Below are 24,583 nucleotides of genomic sequence, written 5' to 3' on the forward strand. Positions count from 1 at the left end.
TGACGGCCGGGTTGACCGCACCGAAGGAGTTCGAATGGCCGAGAAAGTGCCGGAAAAGATGCAGGCTGTGGTCTGCCACGGACCGCATGACTACCGCCTCGAGGAGGTCGCGGTGCCCGAGCTGAGGCCGGGTGAGGCGCTGATCAAGGTGGAGGCCGTCGGCATCTGCGCCAGCGATCTGAAGTGCTACCACGGCGCAGCGAAGTTCTGGGGCGACGAGAATCGACCGGCCTGGGCGGAAACCATGGTGATCCCCGGCCATGAGTTCGCCGGCCGAGTAGTCCAGCTCGATGAGGCGGCCGCCAAACGGTGGGGGATCGCGGTCGGCGACCGGGTGGTTTCCGAGCAGATCGTCCCGTGCTGGGAATGCCGGTTCTGCAGGCGGGGCCAGTACCACATGTGCCAGCCGCACGACCTCTACGGCTTCAAGCGGCGGACCCCGGGTGCGATGGCGAGCTACATGGTCTATCCAGCGGAGGCGTTGGTGCACAAGGTTTCTGGTGATATCGCCCCGCAGCATGCGGCATTTGCCGAGCCGCTGTCCTGTTCGCTGCACGCCGTAGAGCGCGGTCAGATCGTCTTCGAAGACGTCGTCGTGGTTGCGGGCTGCGGACCCATCGGACTTGGAATGGTCGCTGGCGCTCGAGCGAAGAACCCGATGCACGTCATCGCCCTGGATATGGCCCAGGAGAAGCTCGAGCTGGCGAAGGCGTGTGGTGCCGACATCACGATCAACATCGCCGAGCAGGATGTCGTGAGCCTGATCAAAGACCTCACCGACGGTTACGGCGCCGACGTCTATCTGGAGGGCACCGGCCATTCTTCCGCGGTTCCCCAGGGCCTCAACCTCTTACGTAAACTCGGCCGGTACGTCGAGTATGGCGTCTTCGGCAGCGACACGTCCGTCGACTGGAGCATCATCAGCGATGACAAGGAGCTCGACGTCCTTGGCGCTCACCTCGGCCCCTACTGTTGGCCCGCCGCGATCAAGATGATCGAGTCTGGCGTGCTACCGATGGACAAGATCTGCACGCATCAGTTGCCGCTCAGCGAGTTTCAGCAGGGTCTCGACCTGGTCGCAAGCGGTCAAGAGTCGGTCAAGGTCTCGCTGATTCCGGCCTGATCAACCGCTGGCCTCGAAGCGAAGGGCACTACATGAGTCGAGAACTGTCCCGGCGCAACATGCTGGCGGCCATGGGCCTGGCCGGTGCTGCCGCGGCGAGCCTGCCCGTCCTGAGTGCCTGCGGCGTTGGCGGAAAGGCCAGCCTGCCCAACGGCGCGTCGGAGGTGAGCGGTGGTTTCGACTGGCGTAAGGCGGCGGGGTCGACCATCAACATCCTCCAGACCCCCCACCCGTATCAGTTGTCGTATCAGCCACTGCTGAGGGAATTCACCGAGCTCACCGGAATCAACGTCAACGTCGACCTGGTGCCCGAGGCCGACTACTTCACCAAGCTCAACACCGAGCTCGCGGGCGGTTCCGGCAAGCACGACGCGTTCATGCTCGGTGCCTACTTCATCTGGCAGTACGGACCGCCGGGATGGATTGAAGACCTCAACCCGTGGCTGCAGAACACCGCTGCCACCAACGCCGAGTACGACTTCGAAGACATTTTCGACGGGTTGCGCACCTCCACCCGTTGGGACTTCACGCTCGGCAATCCGTTAGGCACTGGTGGACAGTGGGCGATCCCATGGGGCTTCGAGAACAACGTCGTCGCGTACAACAAGCGGATCTTTGACGAGAAGGGCATCAAGAAGCTACCGGACAAACTCGACGACTTCATCGCGCTAGCAATCGATCTGACCGACCGCTCGCAGAATCGGTACGGCATTTCGACGCGCGGCTCCAAGTCGTGGGCGACCATCCATCCGGGCTTCATGACGCAGTACACCCGCGAAGGGGCAGTCGACTACACCTTCAACGGCTCGGACTTGATCGCCGAGATGGACAGCGACAAGGCGATCGAGTTCACCAAGAAGTGGATCGACATGCAACACCAGGCCGGCCCTACTTCGTGGACCACCTATGACTATCCAAACGCCACAGGCGATCTCGGCGACGGCAAGGCAATGATGGTATTCGACGCCGACAGCGCCACCTACCCCAAGAACAAGCCGGGTGCGAGTAAGGAGGCGGGCAATCTCGCGTGGTATCCCGGTCCGGCCGGACCCGACGGCAACTACAAGACCAACCTCTGGACGTGGAGCTGGGCCATGTCGGCGAACAGTCGCAACAAACTGCCCGCCTGGTTGTTCATCCAGTGGGCCACCGGAAAGGAGTCGATGAACAAGGCCGTCGAGGGCGGCACGTATGCCGACCCAGTGCGAAAGTCGGTCTTCGACACCACCTTCAAGCGCGTGGCTGCTGATCAGTTCGGTTACCTGGAGACTTTCGAGACCGTCATCGGGTCGTCGAAGATCCAGTTCACGCCGCAGAAGAAGTTCTTCGACACGACTCAGAACTGGGCCGTGGCGCTGCAGGACATCTACGGCGGAGACGATGCGGCCTCGCGCCTGCGCAGCCTCGCCAAGACCAATACCTCCAAGGTCAACCTCTAGGAGCCCTGGACCATGACCACTCGGACCCCCAAGGCCCCGCCGGCGGCCAGTCCGGAGCAGCCCACTTCCCTTCAGAAGCGTGTCCTGCCCGAGGTACCCACCTGGCGTCGCAAGCTGCGGCCCTACCTGTTGTCGATCCCCGCGCTGGTGATCGTCATCGGCATCCTGTACCCGTTCTTCGTCGGCGCCTACTACGCGTTCCTGAACTACGCGGCGGTCAACCCCGATCCACATTTCGTCTGGTTCGACAACTTCAAATCCGTGCTGGGCGACCAGGTCTTCTGGCAGAGCGTGAAGGTCACAGGCATCTTCGCCATCGCTGCCACCACCATTGAAACGGCCCTCGGCGTGGGCCTGGCGCTGCTGCTCAACCGTTCGTCGATCATCGGCAAGATCTTCGAGAAGGTGCTGATCCTCCCGCTGATGATCGCGCCCGTCATCGCAGGTGTCATCTGGAAGCTGATGTTCAACCCACAGTTCGGCATCCTCAATCACATGCTGGGCCTTGGTAGTACCTTCGACTGGCTGTCGAGCACCAACGCGCTGTTCTCGGTGATCCTGGTGGACCTGTGGATCTTCACGCCGTTCGTGGCGATCCTGGTGCTGGCCGGCATCAGGTCATTGCCCAAGGAACCGTTCGAGGCCTCCGAGGTGGACGGCGCCAGCTGGTTCTACATGTTCCGCAAGCTGATGCTGCCGATGCTGTGGCCCTACATTCTGGTCGCGGTCATCTTCCGATTCATGGACAACCTCAAGGTGTTCGACCACATCTACGTGCTGACAGCCGGTGGCCCCGGCGTGGCCACGCGCACGCTGCAGATCGGTGCGTTCGAAGACTCGATCATCAACCTCGACTACTCCCGTGGCAGCACCTACATGCTGCTGCTCTGGATCATCGTCTTCATCACCGCGCGCTACCTGGTGAGCGTGCTCGGCAAAGCGCAGCGTCGCGCTGCGGGAGCGGAGTCCTAGAGCGATGGCTTCATTTTTCTCGTTCAGCAGGCAGGAGCTCCTCCCCGGCCAAAAGCGCGTATCGGCCGCAGCGCTCACCGCCGACGTCGGCGTGATCATCTGGTTCCTGTTCTCGATCTTCCCGATCTTCTGGATGCTGATGCTGGCACTGAAGAACGCCCAGGAGCAGACCACCACCTACTTTTCATTCAGCCCCACCTGGTCGAACTTCGCAACAGTGCTGTCCGACAAGGGCACTCAGATGACCAGTGTCGATTTCAAGGCGGCCATGCTGACCAGCCTGCTCAACTGCGGCGGTGCTGTCATCGTGTCCCTGGTGATCGGTATCCCGGCCGCGTACGCGGCCGGGCGCTGGAAGTACAAAGGCAGCAGCGACCTGATGTTCCAGATGCTGTCGTTCCGGTTCGCCCCAGAGCTGATGGTGATCGTCCCGCTCTTCGTCATCTACAACCAGATCGGCCTCTTCGACACGAAGGTTGGAATGATCTGGGTTCTCCAGCTGGTGACGATGCCGCTCGTAGTCTGGATCCTGCGGTCCTACTTCGAAGACCTTCCGGAGGACCTCGAGCAGGCCGCGCTGCTCGATGGCTACACCCGCACCAGGGCGTTTGTCATGGTGGCTCTGCCCATCGTGCGGCCGGGCATCGCGGCGGCGGCGCTTTTGGCGTTCATCTTCGCCTGGAACAACTACGTCTTTCCGCTGATCCTGGCGGACAGCAACGCGGGTACCGTCACCGTGGCCATCACCAAATTTCTCGGCGGCGGCGGTCAGGCCTATTACAACCTCACGGCCGCGGCGGCGCTCATCGCCGCGCTGCCACCACTCATCCTCGCGCTGACGATCCAGCGTTACCTGGTGCGGGGCCTGTCATTCGGGGCGGTGAAGGCCTGATGGCCACAGTTTCGATCACAGATCTGAAGAAGACCTTCGGCAAGACGGTCGCGCTTGACGGAATCACCGTAGACATTACCGACAACGAGTTCTTCGTGATCCTCGGCCCGAGTGGCGCCGGCAAGACCACGACGCTCAAATCCATTGCGGGACTGGTCGACGTCGATGCCGGGTCGGTAAGCATCGGCGGAACCGACGTGACGCTGGTCGAGCCCTACCACCGCAACGTGGCGATGGCGTTCGAGAGCTACGCACTGTATCCCCAGAAGACAGTCAGCGAGAATCTCGCGTCACCGCTCAAGTCCGGCCGCACCGGCAAGTACTCCGAACAGCAGCGTACCGAGCGCATCGAACAGGTGACGACCACGCTGGGAATCAACCACCTGCTCCAACGGTTCCCGCGCGAGCTGTCGAACGGTCAGCGGCAACGTGTCGCTCTCGGCCGGGTGCTGGTCCGCCCCGCGGACGTCTATCTGCTCGACGAGCCGCTGAGCCACCTCGACGCCAAATTGCGCGCCGCCATGCGCGCCGAGCTGAAGCAATTGGGCGCGATGTCGAACACCACCACCATCTACGTCACGCACGACTACCAGGAGGCACTCGCGCTCGGCGATCGCATCGCAGTGATGAACCGCGGCAAGCTGGTGCAGATCGGGACACCGCACGACATTTGGCGCAGGCCGGCAGATACTTTCGTCGCGCGGTCGCTCGGACAGCCGGAGATCAACGTCCTCGACGGTGTCGTCGATGACGGCCGGATCCGCCTCGCGGACGGTTCGCTTGACGTCGCGATCCCCGCGGGCGCCGCGGTCGACCGCGGCGACCGGGTACGGGTGGGGTTGCGGCCCTGCGATCTGCACGTCACCGGCGGCGATGGCTCGCTTCACGGGAAGGTGTTGCTCGCCGAGCGGCTCGGCCGCAACATCGAGCTGACCGTCGATGTCGGCGGCGCGCAGCTGATCGCGCTGACCTCGGGCCGGCACGGTGTCGGCGAAGGCGACAACGTGACCATGAAGATCGCCGACTCCGACGTCCACGTCTTTGCGGCGGGAGAGGGAGACACCAGTCGACTGGCGGGTTCTTCCGCTGATCGCGATTCTCTGGAGGCAGCACAGTGACGGTGACAACCGAGAAGCCGCCCACGACGGGGCCGTCCGAGGCGGCTGCACAGCGCCTGACGCTGGCCGACCTCGTCAAGACGTATGCGTCGCGCGGCCGCGACTCAGTCACCGCGGTCAAGGGCATCAATCTGGCCATCGAGCCAGGCGAACTCGTTGCGCTGCTTGGCCCTTCGGGTTGCGGAAAGACGACGACACTGCGGATGATCGCTGGTCTCGAGACGGTGACGAGCGGCTCGATCAAGATCGGCGATCGCGAGGTCTCGCAGCTTCCTGCAGCGAAACGTGGCATCGGCGTGGGCTTCGAGAGCTACGCGCTCTATCCGCCGCTATCGGTTCGCGACAATCTTCTCTACGGGCTCAGGGCACGCAAGGTGAAGGGCGCCGACCAGATGGTCGCATCCATCAGCGACCGCCTCGAGATGAACGAGTTGCTCGACCTACGGCCCGCCGGCCTCTCCAGCGGACAGAAGCAACGGGTCGCGCTGGCCCGGGCGTTGGTCCGCAACCCACCGGTGCTGCTGCTCGACGAGCCGCTGAGCCACCTCGACGCGTCGGCCCGGCAACGGGTGCGCCGCGAGTTGAAGGTCCTCCAGCGCGAATTCGGCTACACCACCATCGTCGTCACCCACGACCAGGTGGAGGCTCTGTCGCTGGCAGACCGCCTCGCGGTGATGGATGCCGGTATCGTCCAACAGTTCGGCACCCCCGATGAGGTGTTCGACGATCCGGCGAATCTCTTCGTTGCGGGGTTTGTCGGCGAGCCGCAGATCAACGTGCTGCCAGGCATCGCGAGATTGGTCGACGGTCGGGTCCGGGTCGAGATCAGTTCGGGCCAGGGCTATCTCGAGACTAACGTCACCAGCATCGCTGATGGATCTACGGTCACCGTCGGCATCCGGCCGCAGGACTGCTCTCTGTCCACCCGCGATGAGCAGGGTGGAATCCGTACCACCGTGGCCCATTTCGAGCATCTCCTGGAGTTCGGTCTGGCGACCAGCACGGTAGCCGGTTTGGAGGACGGAATCGTCGTCCAGACCCCCGCACAGGAGAGCTACGAAACCGAGCAGAAGGTCGTTGTCACCGCCGCGCCCGAACGGGTCTATCTGTTCGACGCCGAAAGTGGAGACCGCCTCCGATGACCAAACTGTTCAACGACCCGGCCCGCTTCACCGAAGACATGCTGGTGGGCTTCCTGGATGCCAACGCGCGCTACGTCGCAGGCGTCCCCGGCGGTGTGGTGCGTGCCCGCAAAACCCGACCGGGCAAGGTGGCGGTCGTGATCGGCGGCGGGTCGGGCCACTACCCCGCCTTCTGCGGCACCGTCGGTGCCGGGTTCGCCGACGGCGCGGTGGTCGGCAACATCTTCACCTCACCTTCTGCCGAGGACGCGGCATCGGTGGCGCGCGCCGCACACGGCGATGCGGGTGTCCTGCTGACCACCGGCAACTACGCCGGTGACGTCATGAACTTCACCCTCGCGGTCGATCAGTTGCGCGGCGAGGGCATCGACGCGGAGTACTTCGCGGTCACCGACGACGTGGCCAGCGCCCAGCGTGGCGAAGAATCCAAGCGACGTGGAATCGCCGGTGACTTCACAGTTTTCAAGTGCGCCAGTGCGGCGGCCGAGGATGGGCTGGACCTGCCGGGCGTCGTGCGAGTGGCCAATGCGGCCAACGATGCGACGCGCACCCTTGGCGTCGCGTTCGATGGCTGCACCATGCCGGGCGCCGACCACCCTCTGTTCGCCGTGCCGGAAGGTCACATGGGACTGGGGTTGGGTATCCACGGTGAACCAGGCGTCGCCGATCACCCGATGCCGTCGGCCCACGATTTGGCCGTCACGCTCGTCGACGGCGTGCTTGCGGACAACCCAGACGCCGAATCACGCCGAATCGCAGTGATTTTGAACGGTCTCGGCTGCACCAAGTACGAAGAGCTCTTCGTCGTGTGGGGCACCGTCGCGGAGCTCCTGAAAGAGGCCGGGTACACGATTGTGGAGCCTGAGGTCGGCGAACTGGTCACCAGCCTCGACATGGCTGGATGCTCGCTGACCATCATGTGGCTGGACGACGAACTCGAAGAATACTGGACTGCGCCGGCCGACACACCCGCCTACCGCAAAGGCGTCACGCCCGCAGCCGACGAAGGTGAAGTCCGCACAGACGCGGAAGCCGACGCGGCCTCGAATGCCCGGCCGGCAGGGGAGCTGTCCGACGAAGATGGCCGCAGATGCGGTGGGGCGGTGGCGCGTGCGGTCGCGGCGCTGGCGGACATGCTGGCCGATGCCGAGGACGAACTCGGCCGGATCGACGCGGTTGCCGGCGACGGTGATCACGGCCGAGGCATGGTCAAGGGTTCGGGCGCAGCGAGCGAGGCGGCCGAGCGCGCCGTTGCCGAGGATGCCGGCCAAGGATCGGTGCTCGCCGCGGCGGGCAGAGCGTGGGCCGCCAAGGCAGGCGGAACCTCGGGAGTGTTGTGGGGTGCGATGCTGTCGGCGATCGGGGCGCGGCTCGGGGATACCGGCCGCCCCGATGCCGAGGCGGTCGCCGCGGCAATGCGTGATGGCTACGAGGCGCTGATTCAACTCGGTGGTGCCTCTCCGGGTGACAAAACGATGCTCGACTCGATGCTGCCGTTCGTGGAGGAATTGGAGCGGCGAGTCCGCGACGGTGAACAGTGGCAGGACGCGTGGCGGTCTGCCGCAAGCGTCGCCACCGACTCGGCGCTTGCGACAGCGGAGCTGAGGCCGAAGGTGGGCCGTGCGCGCCCGCTGGCGGAGCGCAGCATCGGAACCCCAGACGCGGGTGCCACGTCGTTGGCGATGTGCGCCCATGCTGTCGCCGAAAGCCTCGTCGAGAATGCCAAAGGAGACGGTTAGATGGCCAAGCTCAGGGTCGTGGAATGACCGCGACCAACACAATCCTCGAATGTACCGATATCACAAAAGGTTTCGGTGGTGTACCGGTCCTCGACGGGGTCACCCTACGCCTTGAACCAGGTACGGTGACTGCGCTGGCCGGCGAGAACGGGGCGGGCAAGTCAACGTTGATGAAGATCATCAGCGGGCAGTACAGTGCCGACCGCGGCACCGTCGCGGTGAGCGGCAGCCCTCTGACACCTGGAAACCCCCGCGACGCCGTCCGCCACGGGGTGGCCATCGTTCCCCAGGAACTGGCTTCCATCGAGGACATGACGGTCTACGAGAACCTCTTCGTCGGAAGGGAACTACGCCACGGACCATTCCTGCACCGACGAGCGATGATCGCCGAGGCCGGCCAAACGCTGGGGCTATTCGACGTCGCCATCTCGCCGACGGCACGGATGGGCAGCCTCCCCGTCGGGCTGCGACAGATCGTCGAGATCGTGAAAGCCGCCCGCACCGGCGCACGCGTCGTGATGCTCGACGAGCCCACCTCGGCAATCTCCGAACGCGAGGTCGAGGGGCTTTACGGCATCGTGCGTCGCCTGCGTGACCAAGGGGTGGCGATGGTCTACACCACGCACAAGATGGCCGAGATACGGGCAATCGCCGACCGCGTGGTCGTGCTGCGCGACGGCGGACTGATCCTGGATACGCCGATCGCCGAGGTGTCGGACGACGAGATCGTCACCGCGATGATCGGCCGCGAACTGGGCAGCCTGTTCCCGCAGCGCCCGCAACCAGGTACCGACACCGTCCTCGACGTGCGTGATCTCCACGTCCAGGGCGCCGAGGGCCCGGTTTCACTCTCGGTGCGCGCCGGCGAGATCGTCGGTCTGGCCGGACTGGTCGGCGCGGGCCGAACCGAACTGCTGGAGGCCATCTTCGGCGCCCGTACGACTACTGCCGGCGAGGTCCGGGTACGTGGACGGCTGGTGAAGCGGAATCAGCCCGCTGCGGCGATCACCGCGGGGATGGCGATGGTACCGGAGGATCGCAAGCTCTCCGGTGTCGTGTTGTCGATGAGTGTGTTGGACAACGGCTCACTGCCACGGCTGTCCGCCTTCTCCCTTGCCGGTTGGTTGCGGGGGAAGGCGCGCACGAAGGCGGTCTCCGATGTGATGTCCTCGGTGCGACTGCGCGCCCGGGGGCTCGGTCAGGAAGTCGGCACGCTGTCGGGCGGCAACCAACAGAAGGTGGTGCTGGCGCGCTGGCTGACCGGCAATGTCAACGTGCTGCTCCTGGACGAACCCACCCGCGGCGTCGATGTCGGCGCTCGGAGCGAGATCTACCGCATCGTCACCGATTTCGCGGCACAGGGGATGGCGGTGGTGATGGCGTCCTCGGATATGCCCGAAATCGTCGGACTGTCCCACCGGGCCTTCGTAATGCGCGACGGCGCATTCGTCGGCGAACTCGATCGTGACGCACTCGACCATCCAGAGGTTCAGGAGTCCGTCTTCCGCCTCGCCACCGCGCTCGATGCCAAGACGGCCGAGCGCACAGAAGAGAAGGCCTCGTGACCGCAGAGCTCGACGAGAACGACCCGTCACCAGGAGCCTCGGCCTTGAGTCACGTCGTCGCATCGCCTGTCACCGGCGAACCCGTGAAGCTGTTCTCCCGGCAGTGGTTCTCGGCAATCCTGCTGCGCTATTCCATGGTGATCGTCGTGTTACTGGTCATCGCGTACTTCAGTTACCGGAGTGCACGGTTCGCCACGCCCGACAACCTCGTCACCATCCTGGTGGCTGCAGCGCCATTCGCACTGATCGCGCTCGGTCAGACGCTCGTCATCCTTACCGGTGGCATCGACCTCTCGGTCGGTAGCGTGATCGCGGTGTCGGCCATGGCGGGCGCTGCCACCGCCAAGGCGAATCCCGGCCAGGTGTGGATGACCGTCCTGGTGGCCATGATGGTCGGTCTGTCCGTCGGGGCGGTCAACGGAATCCTGGTGTCGCGCATCAACGTTCCGCCCTTCATCGCTACGCTGGGCACCCTGACCGCAGGCTCCGGCCTTGCGTATGTGATCGGCGGCGGCGCACCCATCAACGGCCTGCCCGCGGAGTTCGGCGCCATAGCCAACACCAAGATCCTTGGACTGCAGATCCCGGTGCTGCTGATGATCGTCGGCATCATCGCCGTTGCCGTAATAATGAAGCGCACCACCTACGGTATGCGGGTCTACGCCGTCGGCGGCAACCGAAACGCCGCCGAAATCGCCGGCATCAACGCAAAGAACGTGCTGTTCAGCGTGTACGCGATTTCTGGTCTGCTCGCCGGCATCTCCGGGGTGATGCTCGCATCACGCGTGATCTCGGGCCCCCCGAACCTGGGACAGGGATACGAACTCGACGCCATCGCCGCCGTCGTCATCGGTGGCGCCAGTTTGATGGGTGGACGCGGCAGCATCTGGGGAACTGCGTTGGGCCTCTTCATGATCATGACATTGAACAACGGCCTCGACATTCTCGTGGTGCCCGCCTATTGGCAGGACGTAATCAAGGGCGTGCTCATCGTCGCGGCGGTCGCGGTCGACGTGTGGTCAAGCAGGAGGCGCACGTGACCGCGGAGGAACAGCCCTGCCCGCAGATGTTTTCAGATTCACACTAGAAAGAGAGAACAGATGAGACTCGGTACGAAAATCATGGCCGTCGCCTCGGCGGCTGCGCTGGGCCTGGGCCTGAGCGCCTGCGGTGCAGGCGACACCACGGCCGACGAGAACACCACACGCATCGGCGTCACGGTGTATGACATGAGTTCGTTCATCACCGCGGGCAAGGAAGGGATGGACCAGTACGCCAAGGACAACAACATCGAGCTGGTATGGAACTCGGCCAACCTCGACGTGTCCACCCAGGCCAGCCAGCTTGACTCGATGATCAACCAGGGCGTCGACGCGATCATCGTCGTTCCCGTGCAGGCGGATTCGCTCGGACCGCAGGTGGCGTCGGCCAAGGCCAAGGGCATCCCGCTGGTTGCGGTGAATGCGGCGCTGGACAGCACGGACATTGCGGGCAACGTCCAACCCGATGACGTCGCCGCGGGTCAGCAGGAGATGCAGATGATGGCCGACCGCCTGGGCGGTAGGGGCAACATCGTGATCCTGCAAGGCCCGCTCGGCCAGTCCGGTGAGATCGACCGCACCAAGGGCATCGAGCAGGTGCTCGCCAGGTATCCCGACATCAAGGTGCTCGCCAAGGACACCGCCAACTGGAAGCGCGACGAGGCGGTCAACAAGATGAAGAACTGGATCTCGGGCTTCGGACCGCAGATCAACGCCGTCGTCGCCGAGAACGACGACATGGGCCTCGGTGCCCTGCAAGCCCTCAAGGAATCAGGCCGCACCGACGTACCGATCGTCGGGATCGACGGCATCGAGGACGGCCTCAACGCGGTCAAGAGCGGTGAGTTCATCGGCACCTCGTTGCAGAACGGCACCGTCGAACTGTCCGCAGGCTTAGCCGTGGCAAACGCACTGGCCAAGAAGGAGCCGGTCAACACCAACCCGGTGTACATCATGCCGGCCATCACCACGGAGAACGTCGACGTGGCCATCCAGCACGTCGTCACCGAGCGACAGGAGTTCCTCGACGGTCTCAGTGAGCTGATCGCAGGAAACCTGAAAACCGGCGACATTGCCTACGAAGGCATCCCGGGGCAGAAGCAGCCATGATCGGAGCGTCGAAATGCCGTTAGGCAACGTCGATTTCGACTTCCGCCTGGACGGCAAGGTTGCCCTGGTGACCGGTGCAGCTGCCGGCATCGGGGCAGCCATCGCTTCGGCCTTCGCTGCGAAAGGGGCTCGGGTCGCGGCCGTTGACCGCGACGAGGCCGGTGCGGCTCGAACAACTGCCGGGCTCGCCACCGAGGGCCGCGGCTTTCACTGCGATGTCGCCAATGCCGATTCGGTGCACGGCGCCGTCGACGCCGTGCTGGACGCATTCGGGCGAATCGACATCCTGGTGAACAGTGCAGGCGTCGTCCACCTCGCCGCCGCCGAGGAGCTCTCGGAAAGTGCCTGGGACATCACTATGAACGTGAATCTCAAGGGCACGTTCCAGATGTGTCAGGCCGTCGGCACGTCGATGCTTCGAACCGGCGGCGGGGCCATCGTCAACATGGCCTCGCAGGCCGCCACCGTCGCGCTCGACCAGCACGTCGCCTACTGTGCGTCGAAGTTCGGCGTCGTGGGAATGTCGAAGGTGCTGGCTGCCGAATGGGGTCCACGCGGTGTGCGCGTCAACACCATCTCCCCCACAGTGGTACTCACCGAACTGGGTCGTAAGGCGTGGGACGGCCCACATGGTGAAGCGCTCAAGAAGCTGATCCCCATCGGACGATTCGCCTATCCGGACGAGATTGCGGCCGCTGCAATCTATTTGGCGGCTGATGCTTCAGCGATGGTCAACGGGGCCGATCTGGTGATTGACGGTGGATACACCATCAAGTGAGGCACTACGCGTAGGCGGGTCCAGAGGAACCGACTCACGCCGAGCGTGCGCTGAACTCGGACGTTCGCTCGGGCGTTGCCTCGGCGAGCGCCTTGAGCGTGCTCTCTGCGTCGAAGTCCTTGCCATACACCGGAGTTCCGGGCTGCTGGCGCCATGATTCAGAAATCGGACCGGCATCGACAGGCTCGAATCCGAGTTGGTCGACGATGGCGTGGACCAGTTCACGACCCGGTCCGTCCTCCCCGGCGATCGGCAGTGCGATGCGGTTCGGTGTCCCGTTCGGCGTCCCCGCCTCCAGCAGATGCTTCCACCAGATCCCGTTGAACACCTTGTACACCGGTGCACCGATCTGCTCCGCGACCCATGCACTCTCGACCTGACCATCCTCGATCTCCGCGATCTCACCGTCGCGCTGCTGTGGGTAATAGTTATTGGTCTCGATCACGGGGGCACCCGGCCTACGCGCATCGACGATTCCGTCGGCAAGGTCTGGCACGTTCTTCTGCGGAATGCTCACGATGACGAGGTCGACATCGGCGGCGGCATCCTTGGCCCATACCGCCGTCGCACCGGTTTCGTTCGCGAGGTCCGCAAGCGTCTCGGGAGATCGAGAGTTCGACACCGTCACGTCGTGTCCGAGTTCGCGAATCCGACGCACCAACGTGCCACCGATCTGACCTGCCCCGATGATTCCGATTTTCATGCAGTGCCTCCGTACGGTGGTGATCTCGTCCTCCCGGGGCCAACGTCGCGCCGACGGGCGCTATTCCGCACCCGCGCTCACCGGTCGATCCTGGGTGGCTGAACCGGTATGTGGGTACGTCACATTGCACACGCCTGCTGGGTAGCAAACGGAGAGACGGGGGCCTTCCAAATGACATCTGCCACTGAGGAGTATCGCTCTGAGAAGGGGTTGGCACGCGTCGCCCAGTCGCTGGCCGGTTGGACGGAGAGGTGGTTTCCGGACGCGTATGTCTTCGCGCTGGCAGGTGTCGTCCTCGTCGCTGTGGCCGCGCTGGCCAACGGCTCCTCTCCGCAGACGGTCGTCGATGCGTTCGGCGACGGCTTTTGGGATCTGGCCACATTCACCCTGCAGATGGCCATGGTGGTGCTGACCGGATACGTCGTCGCCACCAGCCCGCCGGTGGCCCGGTTGATCGATCGCCTCGCCACCATGCCCCATACGGCGAAGAGTGCGGTGAGTTTCGTTGCGTTCCTTTCGATGTCGGTCTCCTTCCTGAACTGGGGACTAAGCCTGGTCTTCGGTGGTCTGCTGGCCCGGGCGATCGCCCGCCGGACCGATCTACGGGTGGACTATCGCGCGCTCGGCGCCGCTGCGTTTATGGGACTGGGCGCTGTGTGGGCGCTGGGCATGTCCTCGTCGGCGGCACAGCTGCAGGCGACTGCGGGCTCGCTTCCTCCGGAGCTCCTGAAAATCACCGGAGTGCTGGATTTCGGGACCACGATCTTCACCTGGCAGTCCCTGCTGATGTGCGCCATCATCATCGCGCTCACAGTGGTGATCGCTCATTTCTCCGCTCCCAGCGGTGCGGCCATTACCACCGCCGAGGATCTGAAGGTCGACTTGGACGACCAGAGCGAAGAGGCACCGCCACGCTCACGGCCCGGCGAGTGGCTCGAATACAGCCGCATTCTGCCCGTGCTGGCGGGCCTGATGACGTTGGGATGGCTGGTGTCTCAGCTGCTCAGCAAGCCCGTCCTGACGGTCGTCAGCAGCCTGAACGGATACCTGTTGGTCTTCCTCATCTTGGGGCTCGTCTTGCACGGGACGCCACGCAGATTCCTGCAGGCCGTCGCTAAAGCCGTCCCGGCCACCGGCGGCATCCTCGTGCAGTTCCCGCTGTACGCCGCCATGGCGGCGATCCTGACCAAGGCCGAAGGCAGAGGCGGCCGGACCGTATCCGATGTGCTGGCCGAAGTGTTCACCAGCGCCGGCGGCGGGCTTTTCCCGGTGGTCATCGCTCTCTACACCGTCGTGCTGGGACTCTTCGTCCCGTCCGGCGGCGGAAAATGGTTGGTCGAGGCCCCGTACGTCATGCAATCAGCCACGGATGTCCAGCTGAACCTGGGCTGGACGGTTCAGATCTACAACGTGGCCGAAGCGCTGCCGAACCTGATCAATCCGTTCTTCATGCTGCCCTTGCTCGCGGTGCTCGGGCTCAGGGCGCGCGACCTTGTCGGATTCACGTTCTTGCAGTTCGTTTTTCACCTACCCGCGGTCCTGGTGCTGGTGTGGTTGCTCGGGTTGACTTTCGACTTCGTCCCGCCTGTCAGCCCTTGATGAGTGAACTGAAGTCGCCAACGGCAGCCGACAGGCCTTGGTAAGCGGCGACCGCCACGAAGATCGTGATGACGCCCAAGGCGATATTGAGCGGCCACTTGTTGACGTGGTCACCCATGATGTTGCGGCGGTTGAGCATGAAGAGTAGCCCGATGGTGATCACCAGCAGGAACGGCGCCGTCAGCACATGCGAAACCACAGTCAGCACAATGAATCCCGGCGCACCGGGCAACGACCACACCACGGCCAGCAGGCCCCAGAAGATCATCACCTTGTAGAACGGATCCTTGCCCGGGTCGTCGCCGTAGCGTTCGATCCGGGCGGGGCGGGTCACCTGCAGTGCCTCGACCGCCATCTTGCCGAGCGCGAAGAGCGAACTGCTGACCGTCGTCCACGCGGCGCCCAGTAGGCCGAGATAGAACAGGTAGGGGCCGACCGGTCCGATCACGCTGCCCAGCGCATTCGCGATGTCGGCGGGCTTCTCGATGCCGGAGCCGTCACCGAAGATCACCTCGGCGCCGACGGCCCAGATGCTGACGCCAAGGAAGAGCACCACGATGATGCCGAAGAGCAAGTCGTACTGCTGAACTCGGCGGTGCGCAGGGGTGGTCCACCCTTTCTCGCGCAGGAACTGGGGGTAGAAGAGGTTGGCCATCGAACCCAGCGTTGCCAGCACCAGGCTGGAGGCGACAAGGGAGGAGTCGAAAAGGCCCTCCTGGGGCGGAAGGTCGAACGCGAACCCGCGAAGCATCGCGCCCCAGTCGATGCCGACCAGTGCGATGGTGAGGACGAACGTGGCCGCCATCACCGCAAGGATCACCTTGAACATCTTTTCGATCACCGCGTAGACGCCCTTGAAGGTGACGACGAAGACCGACGCCGCGCCGATCAACGTCCACACGAATGCTGAAAGGCCCCCGAACAGACCCTCTAGCGCGATGCCGACACCGCTGAGGGTGAACGCGAGCAGGATGTGGGTGTAGAGGACGAACGAGACCAGCATCAGGTATGCGAAAACCCGGTTGGTCCTTGCGAATCCACGCACCAGGCTCGGGTCGCGCTGCACGTTGAAGATGGGGTACTTGCCCAGCGCACTGACGAACACGAAGCGCAGCACCAAAGTGAGCGGGAGCACCCAGAGCAGCGCGTAACCGTAGTTGGCTCCGGCCACCGAGTTGTCGACCAGATCGCCGGTGCCTACCCAACTCAGCGCCACCACGATGCCGGGCCCGAACGACTTCAGGTAACCGAAGAAGTTGCCTGCGACCGGTGCGGGCGCCACCGTGTCCTGGGCGATTGCGTCCGGTATCGGAATCCCGAGGTCGTCGATGCGGCCCGGCGTGCTGCTGTCGGCCTCGTTGGGAGTTGAACCGGCGTTGTGATCGGCCTGCGGCATTCGGTCCTCCTCTGATGAGCGGTCGGAGCCGACCGTCTAGGGCGGAGTGATCGTGGTCACATACTACGGTATATTGGTATACCAGAATGTCAACGGTGTCGAAAAGGGACGTAGAAGAGCTGCGGCCGTAGCACCGCGGCGCCACCACACGACGGACGAACTCGTGAAGGAGCACTGGATGACCAATGAGACCGCCCCCGCACTGGAAATCTCCGCCGCCACCCGCGCGATGTTGAGCAGCGTCAGCACCGCCACCATCACCACGCAGCTGATGGATCGCGGGCTGCGTTCGGCGTTCCTGATGGGCCCCCGTCCGCTGAACCCGTCCGCGCCGCGGATGGTCGGCCCGGCATTCACGTTGCGCTACATCCCGGCCCGTGAGGACATCGACGTGTTGAGCGTCTTCTCCGATTACGACCATCCACAGCGTCGCGCTGTTGAGACCGCACCCGCGGGCTCGGTGCTCGTGATGGACTGCCGAGGGCGGGGAAAAGCCGCATCACTGGGCAACATCCTGGCCACCCGGTTCATGATCCGCGGTGGCGCGGGCATCGTCACCGATGGCGCGGTGCGCGATCTCGGAGGATTTCAGAGTCTCGCGATGCCCACCTTCGCGTCCGGGGTCGCGCCCACCACCAACCTCGCCCAACACCATGCGGTCGATCTCGACGTGCCGATCGGCTGCGGGGAGGTCGCGGTGTACCCAGGTGACGTGATCATCGGCGACGGTGATGGTGTCGTCTGCCTGCCGGCGCACCTCGCCGATGAGGTGGCTCGCGCCGCCGTCGAGCAGGAGCGACTCGAGGAGTTCGTACTTGCCCGCATCGAGTCGGGGATGCCGCTGCGCGGCACCTATCCGCCGGACGCCGCGACCCGCGCCGAATATGACCGCAGTCGTGGGTAATTCACGCGATCGTCGCGTCGTCGCCGGACTCCCGCACCCGTTCGATGGAGGCAGTGATGTGCTCGCGCATCAACCGCTCGGCACCGTCGGCGTCACCGGCCTTCACCGCTCGCAGGATGGCGCCGTGCTCGTCGTGCTCGGCCGCCGCGGTCGGGCTCATCTCCCAGAAGATCTGCAACACGGCCAGCGCGGTGAGGTCCTGCAGAGCGTCGAGGGTGGAGACCACCAAGGGGTTAGGGCATTGCCGGTAGAGCGCCCAGTGGAATTTGCGGTTCTCCATCGCCATCGCCGACCATTCCCCGGCTTGCAGAAGCTCGGCGGCGCGCCGGTGTGCGTTCTCGGCGTCCGGCACCGGCACGTCCTGATGCGCCACCGTCGCCACTGCCCATGGCTCCAGCAGCACCCGCTGTTCGTAGACGTGCTGCGCGTCGGTGCGGGTCATATCGCGCACCCGCACCCCGCGATTGCGGGTCGTGGTGACCAGACCCGAGTTGTCGAGCTGGATGAACGCCTCGCGCACCGGAGTCTTCGACACACCCAACTGCTCGGCGATGCGTCGCTCGACAAGCACGTCGTCAGGCCGGATGCGGCCGGCCAGGATGGCTTCACGCAAGGATGCCGCGACCAGATCGGCCTGGCTGGTGGCTCGCCCCAGTGCGGGCAGCGAACCGCCCCAGGGAGCGTCAGTCAGCGACATGGTCGTTGGTATACCACAACACCAGATCCGACACCGGAGTAGAGACAGGTGTATTCGACTTCCCAATTGCGCGATCGACTGTGCTCTGTCGTGGCTATTCCGGTGACTCCGTTCGCCGCCGACGGCGAGGTGGACGAGCAGTGCTACCAGTCTCTGGTGCGCCTGATGGTCGACGGCGGCATCACCGTGCTGACCCCGTGCGGCAACACCGGTGAGTACTACGCGCTCTCGCCGGCCGAACGCCGTCGGGTGGTGGAGCTGACCGTCGCTGCAGCGCCGGATGCCGTCGTGGTCGCCGGAGTTGGACTCGATCTCGCGACCGCCACCGCCGACGCGCGGGCCGCAGTGAACGCAGGCGCTCACGCCGTGATGGTGCACCAGCCGGTACATCCGTTCCGCTCGCTGGACGGCTGGGTCGCGTATCACGGTGAGATCGCACGGGCAGTGCCCGACACCGGTCTGCTGCCCTACGTCAAGGACCCTCGGGTGGACGCCGACGCGGTGTTTGCGCTCGCCCGCGCGTGCACCCAGCTGGTCGCAGTGAAATATGCTGTCCCAGAACCAATCTCATTTGCAGCGCTGGTGAGCGACACGGCCTCGCTCGACCTGGTGTGGCTCTGTGGCCTCGCCGAGCACTGGGCGCCGTTCTTCGCCGTCGGCGGGGCCGCGGGGTTCACCTCCGGGCTGGCGACCGTCGACCCTGAGCGCAGCCTGGCCATGCTCGACGCGCTTCACCGAGCCGACCAAGCGGCCATGCTCGAGCAGTGGCAGGCGATCAGGCGTTTCGAGGAGCTGCGCGCCGCTGCGGGATCACAGGACAACGTCTCCGTCGTGAAAGAGGCGCTGGCCCAACGCGGCCTGGCTCCCCGATCAGTGCGGCCGCCGATCAGCGAGGTCGGCCCGGCCGTTCGCGAGGAGGTCGCGGAGATTCTCTCGGCGTGGGAGCGTCAGCGATGAGCGCCAGCAGACTGGCGGGCCACGCGGTGGTGGAACAGCTCGTGGCGCTCGGCGCAGACAGAGCGTTCGGGGTGCCCGGCGAGAGCTACCTCGCGGTGCTCGATGGATTGCACGACCACACAGACGAACTCCCATTCGTCGTCGCCCGGCAGGAGGGCGGCGCGGCAATGATGGCCGCCGCCCACGGCCAGCTCACCGGCCGGCCAGGCATCGCGATGGTGACCCGCGGTCCTGGCGCAACCAACGCCAGCATCGGCGTACACGTGGCCTCCCAGGACAGCAGCCCGATGTTGCTGCTGGTCGGCCAGGTGCCCACGACGCAGCTCGGCACCCGCGCGTTCCAAGAGGTCGACTACCGCCAGATGTTCGGCGGCTTGGCGAAGGGGGTCGTCGAGCTCAACGAGGCCGACCGGGTCTGCGAGCAGGTCGCCCGCGCCTGGACCCTCGCGAACGCCGGCGAGCCCGGCCCGGTCGTGGTGGTGATGCCCGAGGACGTGCTCTCCGCTGAAACCGATTGTGTTCCGCTGCCCGCGCCGGTCGCGCCCGTATCCACCGTCGGCGCCGATGGTGTCGAGCAGATCCGCGACATCCTCGCGCAGGCTCGGCGCCCACTGGTCGTGGTCTCCGGCAACGCGTGGTCGTCCGGCGGCCGGGCCGCGCTGCGCGGGCTCGCGGAGAAATCAGATCTGCCTGTCGCCACCGCCACGCGTCGTCAGGACATCGTCGACAACCGCAGCGAGATCTTCGTCGGCACCGTCGGGTTGCAGACCACTCCGGGCCTGTCGGGTTTCGCCGCGCAGGCCGACGTCGTCCTTTTGCTCGGCGGTCGTCCGGACGGGTTGACCGCGGAGGACGGCGACTGGCTCACCGCGGGTCCCGCGGGTCGTCGATTGCTGCACGTCTACCCCGATCCCGACGTCCTCGGCAGCGTCTATCCCGCCGACGTGGCAATGGCCGCACGGCCCGACGACGTCGCGGAGGCACTGGCGGCCGCGTTGGTGGCTTCGCCTCTCCCGAGGAGCGAGGAGCGGACCGAATGGGGCCGACGACTGCGCCAGCACCGGGTCGCCCTACGCGCCGCGCAGGTGGGCCCCCTGCACCCGGGGGCGTTCATGGCCGCGCTGGCCGAGCGGGTCGCACCCGATGCGGTGCTCACGGCCGGGGCGGGCGTTTACACCGGCTGGCATCAACAGCACCGCGACTACATCGCGTACCCCTCGCAGGTCGCCAGCCACTCGGGGAGCATGGGCTACGGCCTGCCCGCAGCGATCGCCGCGGCATTCGCCCTGCCTTCGCGGGAGGTCGTCGCCTTCGCGGGTGACGGTTGCTTCTTGATGAACGGGCAGGAACTTTCGACCGCGGTGCGCTACGGCTTGGGAATCACCGTCGTCGTGGTGTCCAACGGTGTGTACGGCACGATTCGGCGCCATCAGGAGCGTCGCTTCCCCGGACGACCGAGCGGAACAGACTTGCAGAACCCGGATTTCGCCGCGCTGGCACGTGCCCACGGCGCCTGGGCCGCGACCGCACGTACGCCCGCCGAGTTCGGTGCGGCGCTCGGTGCCAGACCGGTCGGCCAGGTGTGCCTGGTCGAGCTGGACCTTCCGGAGACGGATGCGCCGCCGGATTGACCGTGCGCTAACGATCCCGGCGTGGACGCCGATATCACGGGCATGACTTCGCTTCGTGTGGCCGGCGCGGTCGCGTTCGCGCTGACTGCACCCTGGTGGTGGTTGGCAACAGCCCACGCTGAAGCCTTCGCGCAACTCGGCCCAGTTCCCGTGGTGGCGTCCCCGACATGTGCCGGAAGTGTCAGCGCCGAGGCCCAGGTGACACCGGTGCAGGTCGACGATCGTGTCGAGGACGGCGTACGCGTTGCGATCAACTACGACGCCGGCATCTACGACGGTTCGTGTGCGCTCACCGTGACTGCCGCGTGGACGAATCTCGACACCGGCGCTTCGGGGAGCAGCGACATCACCGCGGTATCGACGATTGACGGGCACTACGGATTCATCGGCTACGCCAACACCACGTTCAAGACAGGCAGTGGCACGGTGGTCGTCACACTCAGTTCGCACCCGGGTGCCGAACTGCGCATCACGACGTGATCGACGCCTGGTACTGCGCCACCTGCCACCGATCGTCAGGCCGGGTGAACACCACGCCAATGGCGAGCTCAACAGAGTCCCGGTCGAGGTACGCGAACGTCGCGGATAGGTAGCCCAACACGACACCGTCTGCCGGACTGCGGCTTTCGAGGATGCGGTAGGTGACGGTCATGCCGGTGGGTTGAGAGTCGTAGTACTCGGCGACCGCATCGCGGCCGACTCCGTAGGGCCGCAGCCCCTGGAAGACGGCGTCCTGCGCGAACACGGCCGCCACCCGGGCGGGGTCGTGTGCATCGATCCCGGCCTTCCATTCGTCCATGACATCGGTGATGATCTGCGCGGCGCGCATCTCAGTGACCCGCGCTCTGTCCGCCGTCGACGTGCAGGATTTCGCCGGTCACGAACGGCGCGTTCTCCAGGTAGAGCACCGCGTCAACGACGTCGGCAACTTCGCCGACGCGTCCCACCGGGTGCAGCTGCGCCAGCGCCTCGTACTCCGAGGGCTGGTGCATCGGTGTCTTGATGATGCCGAGAGAAACTGCGTTGGAACGAATTCCACGCGTTGCGTATTCGATGGCCAGCTCGCGGGTCACCGCATTCAAGCCGCCCTTGGTCAGCGAGGCCAGCGCCGACGGCACGTTCGAATTGGCGTGGTCGACCAAGGTTGTCGAGATGGTGACCAGATGACCGCCTAGGGGATCGGGGCCCTGTTCGAGCATCCGGGCCACCGCCGCCCGGGATACCTCGAAGAAGCCACGGAGATTCACGCCCGTGATGGCGTCATAGTCCTTGTCTGTGTAGTCGACGAACGGCTTGGCGATGAAGATGCCTGCGTTGTTGACCACGGTGTCGATCCGCCCGAAGCGTTCGACCGCTGCGTCGACGATGTGCTGTCCGACACCTGGTTGTGCGATGTCTCCCGGCACGGTCAACACCATCGGATCGGCACTGGCGTCGATAGTGCGGGAATTGGCCACGACCGCGTATCCGAGCTTGCGGAATCCGGCGACAAGGGCCTCGCCGATTCCTTGTGATGCGCCGGTGATGACTGCGACGCGGGGATCAGTTGTCATGTCCGTGTTCCTTTCCTTTGGTGATGCTCATCCCAACGCGGGGCTTGCGCTCGGCAGTCCAGGTCGACGGGACCGGTTAACTCGCTCCTGATAGGCGCAGGCTCCCACTGATCTACGCTGACCCCTGTGGAGTTGCGACAGCTGCGCTACTTCGTCACAGTGGCCGACGAGCTGAACTTCGGGCGGGCCGCCGAACGGCTACGGATCGCGGGACCCTCGCTCTCGCAACAGATCAAGGCGCTCGAACGCGACCTCAAGGTGCAGCTGTTCGACCGTGACCGACGCTCGGTGGCGCTGACCGCCGCCGGGTCGGCGCTGCTTCCGCGGGCGCGGGCCCTGATCGGCCAGGCCGACGAGCTGCGCCGCCAGGCCCTCGGTCTGTCGTCCTCGGAGCCGGTCCGGATCGGTTATGTGCAGTGGTGTCCGACGGATTGGGCCGAACGCACCGCCGGGGTCGCGCAGGTGCGGATGGACACCTGGGTCATGCCCTCACATGCGCAGGCGGCGCGGGTCGCCGACGGCAGCCTGGATCTTGCGATCTGTTGGGTGGAGCGCGCCGACCTGGAATCGTTGTCCCTGGAGGCGCGGCTGGTCGGGTCCGACCGGCTCTACGCGTTGAGTTTCGGGCAGGAATCGTCACCCGTCGACGCACGCGATCTCACGGTGCTGGTGGATTCCGATGCGGCCAGTTGGTCGTCGTGGAACCGGTTCGCCGAGCAGTTCGCCGCCGCGTCGGGCGCGCAGGTGGCGCGCGTGGACGACGGGGGAGTGACGGGCTCGACCTTCTTCGACCACATCCGGCGGCTGCGGCGTCCGGTGTTGAACAACCCCAAGGGCCAGAACGACGCAACTCCGCCGGACCTGAGACGTCGGCCGGTGCAGCACCCGATTCCGATGTGGACGTGGTCGCTGGTGTGGCGACAGGGTGAGCCGAACCCTCAGGTGCACGCCGTCGTCGACGCCTTCACGGCGGGTATGGACTCGTCGGCCCTCAGGGAACCAGGGGTATGGCTGCCACAGGACGATCCGCACCGTGCGGGGGCGGGCTGAGTTTCCGGTGGCCGACGCGCATCCACGCGGCGGTGACCGCCGACAACGCCACCACCACGGCGGAGGTCAGCAGCGCATAGTGATAGCCGTGGTGCAACAGCGGCGTCACCATGAGTGGACCGACGATCTGGCCCACCGAGTACCCGGCGGTGAGCACCGCGACGGCGCCGGGGAAGGCCAGCTCCCTGCCTGCGGCCAACGCGAGGGTGCTCACCCCGATGAACGTGGCACCGAATGAGACCGCGCCGATCACCGCGGGTCCGACGCCGCCGATGAGCGCGGGCAGCGCGATTCCCCCGGCCTGCACGAGCAGCGCCACCACGAGCAGCGCCGGGCGTGACCACCGCGCACTCGCCATCGCCCACAGCGCGGCCGACGGTGCCGCGGCCAGGCCGACCAACAACCACGCTCCATTACCGAGCGAACCCGGTGATGTCTGCCCGATGGCTGCGACCAGGAACGTGCCCGCGATGATGTATCCGACGCCTTCGAGGGAGTAGCAGGCAAGCAGAACCAGGAACAGGCGCCGCGGGCCTGCCGGCGCGGTCGTCGTCATCACCGGAGCGCCGCCCGTGCCCCGCATATGCCATGCGATCACGCCGACCGCGGCGGCGAGTACCGCCGACGCCCACCATGTGCCACGCCACCCGGTGGCGGGCATAACCAGCAACAGTCCACCCGATAAGGCGATGCCCAGGCCCACACCGCCGAAGCCCCACCCCGGCAGTTGCGCGGACCGGCCCCGGGCGTGGTCCAGCATCCAGTCGACGGCGATCACGAACAGCACGGCGCTTGCGAATCCGGCGACCGTGCGGATCACCAGCCAGGCGACGACGTCATGCGTCATGGGCATCAGAGCGAGACTGGCGACGACGGCGACCAGCGCGAATCGCCACGTGATGGTCGACCGGATCAGCCGGGGTGCCGCCACACCCGCGAGCGCACCGGCGAGATAGCCGACGTAGTTGGCAGTCGCGAGACCACCGGCGCCTGCCGGGCTCAACCCGGCCTGCGACGTCATCAGCGGCAGGATAGGTGTGTAGACGAACCGGCCGATGCCCATGGCCGCGGCCAATGCCGCTGCGCCACGGGCGATGTGGAGGTGTGAATGATGCAGGGCCATCCCGCCATGGTGGGCACGGTGCACACGCCGGCGCCACGACACGTTTGCTCTC

At 65.4% G+C, this 24,583-nt stretch carries 22 protein-coding genes and 1 pseudogene; 17 read left to right on the top strand and 6 right to left on the bottom strand.

The window, feature by feature from the left end; all coding sequences use genetic code 11:
- Positions 1 to 34: 34 nt before the first annotated feature.
- The 11 genes from eltD to CSQ99_RS17850 are packed head-to-tail and all read left to right on the top strand — an operon-like array spanning position 35 to position 12,918.
- A complete protein-coding gene (eltD, locus tag CSQ99_RS17800) occupies positions 35 to 1,123 on the top strand; it encodes an erythritol/L-threitol dehyrogenase (protein WP_099040333.1) in 1,089 nt (362 codons plus the stop codon).
- Between the two features lie 32 nt (positions 1,124 to 1,155).
- Positions 1,156 to 2,562, top strand: coding sequence for an extracellular solute-binding protein (locus CSQ99_RS17805; RefSeq protein ID WP_099040334.1), 1,407 nt, complete (start codon positions 1,156 to 1,158; stop codon positions 2,560 to 2,562).
- A 12-nt stretch (positions 2,563 to 2,574) separates the two neighbouring features.
- A complete protein-coding gene (locus tag CSQ99_RS17810; RefSeq protein WP_099040335.1) occupies positions 2,575 to 3,534 on the top strand; it encodes a carbohydrate ABC transporter permease in 960 nt (319 codons plus the stop codon).
- A 4-nt stretch (positions 3,535 to 3,538) separates the two neighbouring features.
- Entirely contained in the window at positions 3,539 to 4,426 is an 888-nt protein-coding gene (locus tag CSQ99_RS17815; protein WP_099040336.1) for a carbohydrate ABC transporter permease, read from the top strand.
- Positions 4,426 to 5,544: an ABC transporter ATP-binding protein gene (locus CSQ99_RS17820; protein WP_099040337.1), complete on the top strand. Its 1,119-nt coding sequence runs from the start codon at positions 4,426 to 4,428 to the stop codon at positions 5,542 to 5,544. Before CSQ99_RS17815 ends, CSQ99_RS17820 begins: the two co-directional genes overlap by 1 nt.
- A complete protein-coding gene (locus CSQ99_RS17825; protein ID WP_099040338.1) occupies positions 5,541 to 6,686 on the top strand; it encodes an ABC transporter ATP-binding protein in 1,146 nt (381 codons plus the stop codon). The genes CSQ99_RS17820 and CSQ99_RS17825 overlap by 4 nt, the downstream gene beginning before the upstream one ends.
- Positions 6,683 to 8,425 (top strand): dihydroxyacetone kinase family protein, encoded by a 1,743-nt coding sequence (locus CSQ99_RS17830; RefSeq protein ID WP_099040339.1) that lies wholly within the window; start codon positions 6,683 to 6,685, stop codon positions 8,423 to 8,425. Before CSQ99_RS17825 ends, CSQ99_RS17830 begins: the two co-directional genes overlap by 4 nt.
- A 23-nt stretch (positions 8,426 to 8,448) precedes the next feature.
- Positions 8,449 to 9,990, top strand: coding sequence for a sugar ABC transporter ATP-binding protein (locus CSQ99_RS17835; RefSeq protein WP_099040340.1), 1,542 nt, complete (start codon positions 8,449 to 8,451; stop codon positions 9,988 to 9,990).
- Positions 9,987 to 11,030 carry an ABC transporter permease gene (locus tag CSQ99_RS17840; RefSeq protein WP_099040341.1) on the top strand — a complete coding sequence of 348 codons (1,044 nt, stop codon included), beginning with the start codon at positions 9,987 to 9,989 and terminating at the stop codon, positions 11,028 to 11,030. Before CSQ99_RS17835 ends, CSQ99_RS17840 begins: the two co-directional genes overlap by 4 nt.
- A gap of 60 nt (positions 11,031 to 11,090) precedes the next feature.
- Entirely contained in the window at positions 11,091 to 12,140 is a 1,050-nt protein-coding gene (locus CSQ99_RS17845) for a substrate-binding domain-containing protein (protein ID WP_099040342.1), read from the top strand.
- Between the two features lie 13 nt (positions 12,141 to 12,153).
- Entirely contained in the window at positions 12,154 to 12,918 is a 765-nt protein-coding gene (locus CSQ99_RS17850) for a GolD/DthD family dehydrogenase (protein WP_099040343.1), read from the top strand.
- A 34-nt stretch (positions 12,919 to 12,952) separates the two neighbouring features.
- Here CSQ99_RS17850 and CSQ99_RS17855 read toward each other — a convergent pair.
- Positions 12,953 to 13,657 (bottom strand): annotated as a pseudogene (locus CSQ99_RS17855) (NADPH-dependent F420 reductase); the annotation flags it as partial.
- A gap of 135 nt (positions 13,658 to 13,792) precedes the next feature.
- Between CSQ99_RS17855 and CSQ99_RS17860 the strand changes: the two are divergent.
- Entirely contained in the window at positions 13,793 to 15,220 is a 1,428-nt protein-coding gene (locus tag CSQ99_RS17860; protein ID WP_099040345.1) for a short-chain fatty acid transporter, read from the top strand.
- Here the strand turns inward: CSQ99_RS17860 and CSQ99_RS17865 are convergent.
- Positions 15,210 to 16,616 carry an Nramp family divalent metal transporter gene (locus tag CSQ99_RS17865; protein ID WP_099040346.1) on the bottom strand — a complete coding sequence of 469 codons (1,407 nt, stop codon included), beginning with the start codon at positions 16,614 to 16,616 and terminating at the stop codon, positions 15,210 to 15,212. The two genes, CSQ99_RS17860 and CSQ99_RS17865, sit on opposite strands and share 11 nt — an antisense overlap.
- A gap of 178 nt (positions 16,617 to 16,794) precedes the next feature.
- On the opposite strand from CSQ99_RS17865, the gene CSQ99_RS17870 reads away from it, so the two are divergent.
- Positions 16,795 to 17,520, top strand: a complete 726-nt coding sequence (locus tag CSQ99_RS17870) for a ribonuclease activity regulator RraA (protein WP_099040399.1) — start codon at positions 16,795 to 16,797, stop codon at positions 17,518 to 17,520.
- 1 nt (position 17,521) lies between these two features.
- On the opposite strand, the gene CSQ99_RS17875 is transcribed toward CSQ99_RS17870, so the two are convergent.
- Positions 17,522 to 18,217, bottom strand: coding sequence for a GntR family transcriptional regulator (locus CSQ99_RS17875; protein ID WP_099040347.1), 696 nt, complete (start codon positions 18,215 to 18,217; stop codon positions 17,522 to 17,524).
- Between the two features lie 90 nt (positions 18,218 to 18,307).
- Here CSQ99_RS17875 and CSQ99_RS17880 point away from each other — a divergent pair, with 90 nt between their 5' ends.
- Genes CSQ99_RS17880 through CSQ99_RS17890 form a run of 3 tightly spaced genes read left to right on the top strand, consistent with a single transcriptional unit; the run spans position 18,308 to position 21,285 of the window.
- On the top strand, positions 18,308 to 19,174 hold the full coding sequence (locus CSQ99_RS17880) for a dihydrodipicolinate synthase family protein (RefSeq protein ID WP_218014596.1): 867 nt from the start codon (positions 18,308 to 18,310) through the stop codon (positions 19,172 to 19,174).
- Positions 19,171 to 20,805, top strand: a complete 1,635-nt coding sequence (locus CSQ99_RS17885; RefSeq protein ID WP_099040349.1) for a thiamine pyrophosphate-dependent enzyme — start codon at positions 19,171 to 19,173, stop codon at positions 20,803 to 20,805. The genes CSQ99_RS17880 and CSQ99_RS17885 overlap by 4 nt, the downstream gene beginning before the upstream one ends.
- A gap of 42 nt (positions 20,806 to 20,847) precedes the next feature.
- Complete coding sequence (locus tag CSQ99_RS17890) at positions 20,848 to 21,285, top strand: hypothetical protein (protein ID WP_099040400.1); 438 nt, start codon at positions 20,848 to 20,850, stop codon at positions 21,283 to 21,285.
- On the opposite strand, the gene CSQ99_RS17895 is transcribed toward CSQ99_RS17890, so the two are convergent.
- Together CSQ99_RS17895 and CSQ99_RS17900 are read right to left on the bottom strand one after the other, a co-directional pair.
- Positions 21,275 to 21,634 (bottom strand): YybH family protein, encoded by a 360-nt coding sequence (locus CSQ99_RS17895; protein ID WP_099040350.1) that lies wholly within the window; start codon positions 21,632 to 21,634, stop codon positions 21,275 to 21,277. The two genes, CSQ99_RS17890 and CSQ99_RS17895, sit on opposite strands and share 11 nt — an antisense overlap.
- Position 21,635: 1 nt before the next feature.
- Positions 21,636 to 22,358, bottom strand: coding sequence for an SDR family NAD(P)-dependent oxidoreductase (locus tag CSQ99_RS17900; RefSeq protein WP_099040351.1), 723 nt, complete (start codon positions 22,356 to 22,358; stop codon positions 21,636 to 21,638).
- 126 nt (positions 22,359 to 22,484) lie between these two features.
- Here CSQ99_RS17900 and CSQ99_RS17905 point away from each other — a divergent pair, with 126 nt between their 5' ends.
- Positions 22,485 to 23,408 (top strand): LysR family transcriptional regulator, encoded by a 924-nt coding sequence (locus CSQ99_RS17905; protein WP_099040352.1) that lies wholly within the window; start codon positions 22,485 to 22,487, stop codon positions 23,406 to 23,408.
- Here the strand turns inward: CSQ99_RS17905 and CSQ99_RS17910 are convergent.
- Positions 23,350 to 24,531: a YbfB/YjiJ family MFS transporter gene (locus CSQ99_RS17910; protein ID WP_245908973.1), complete on the bottom strand. Its 1,182-nt coding sequence runs from the start codon at positions 24,529 to 24,531 to the stop codon at positions 23,350 to 23,352. The genes CSQ99_RS17905 and CSQ99_RS17910 overlap by 59 nt on opposite strands.
- Positions 24,532 to 24,583: the final 52 nt, after the last annotated feature.

The sequence above is a fragment of the Mycobacterium neglectum genome (assembly GCF_002591975.1).
GTDB classification, from domain to species: Bacteria; Actinomycetota; Actinomycetes; order Mycobacteriales; family Mycobacteriaceae; genus Mycobacterium; species Mycobacterium neglectum.

Bases quoted from the DNA above. Each gene is read 5' to 3' on its own strand.
- CSQ99_RS17815 (WP_099040336.1), top strand. From the start codon at position 3,539: ATGGCTTCATTTTTCTCGTTCAGCAGGCAGGAGCTCCTCCCCGGCCAA.
- CSQ99_RS17850 (WP_099040343.1), top strand. From the start codon at position 12,154: ATGCCGTTAGGCAACGTCGATTTCGACTTCCGCCTGGACGGCAAGGTT.
- CSQ99_RS17805 (WP_099040334.1), top strand. From the start codon at position 1,156: ATGAGTCGAGAACTGTCCCGGCGCAACATGCTGGCGGCCATGGGCCTG.
- CSQ99_RS17860 (WP_099040345.1), top strand. From the start codon at position 13,793: ATGACATCTGCCACTGAGGAGTATCGCTCTGAGAAGGGGTTGGCACGC.
- CSQ99_RS17895 (WP_099040350.1), bottom strand. From the start codon at position 21,634: ATGCGCGCCGCGCAGATCATCACCGATGTCATGGACGAATGGAAGGCC.
- CSQ99_RS17810 (WP_099040335.1), top strand. From the start codon at position 2,575: ATGACCACTCGGACCCCCAAGGCCCCGCCGGCGGCCAGTCCGGAGCAG.
- CSQ99_RS17830 (WP_099040339.1), top strand. From the start codon at position 6,683: ATGACCAAACTGTTCAACGACCCGGCCCGCTTCACCGAAGACATGCTG.
- CSQ99_RS17875 (WP_099040347.1), bottom strand. From the start codon at position 18,217: ATGTCGCTGACTGACGCTCCCTGGGGCGGTTCGCTGCCCGCACTGGGG.
- CSQ99_RS17870 (WP_099040399.1), top strand. From the start codon at position 16,795: ATGACCAATGAGACCGCCCCCGCACTGGAAATCTCCGCCGCCACCCGC.
- CSQ99_RS17900 (WP_099040351.1), bottom strand. From the start codon at position 22,358: ATGACAACTGATCCCCGCGTCGCAGTCATCACCGGCGCATCACAAGGA.
- CSQ99_RS17820 (WP_099040337.1), top strand. From the start codon at position 4,426: ATGGCCACAGTTTCGATCACAGATCTGAAGAAGACCTTCGGCAAGACG.
- CSQ99_RS17910 (WP_245908973.1), bottom strand. From the start codon at position 24,531: ATGGCCCTGCATCATTCACACCTCCACATCGCCCGTGGCGCAGCGGCA.
- CSQ99_RS17890 (WP_099040400.1), top strand. From the start codon at position 20,848: ATGACTTCGCTTCGTGTGGCCGGCGCGGTCGCGTTCGCGCTGACTGCA.
- eltD (WP_099040333.1), top strand. From the start codon at position 35: ATGGCCGAGAAAGTGCCGGAAAAGATGCAGGCTGTGGTCTGCCACGGA.
- CSQ99_RS17885 (WP_099040349.1), top strand. From the start codon at position 19,171: ATGAGCGCCAGCAGACTGGCGGGCCACGCGGTGGTGGAACAGCTCGTG.
- CSQ99_RS17845 (WP_099040342.1), top strand. From the start codon at position 11,091: ATGAGACTCGGTACGAAAATCATGGCCGTCGCCTCGGCGGCTGCGCTG.
- CSQ99_RS17865 (WP_099040346.1), bottom strand. From the start codon at position 16,616: ATGCCGCAGGCCGATCACAACGCCGGTTCAACTCCCAACGAGGCCGAC.
- CSQ99_RS17835 (WP_099040340.1), top strand. From the start codon at position 8,449: ATGACCGCGACCAACACAATCCTCGAATGTACCGATATCACAAAAGGT.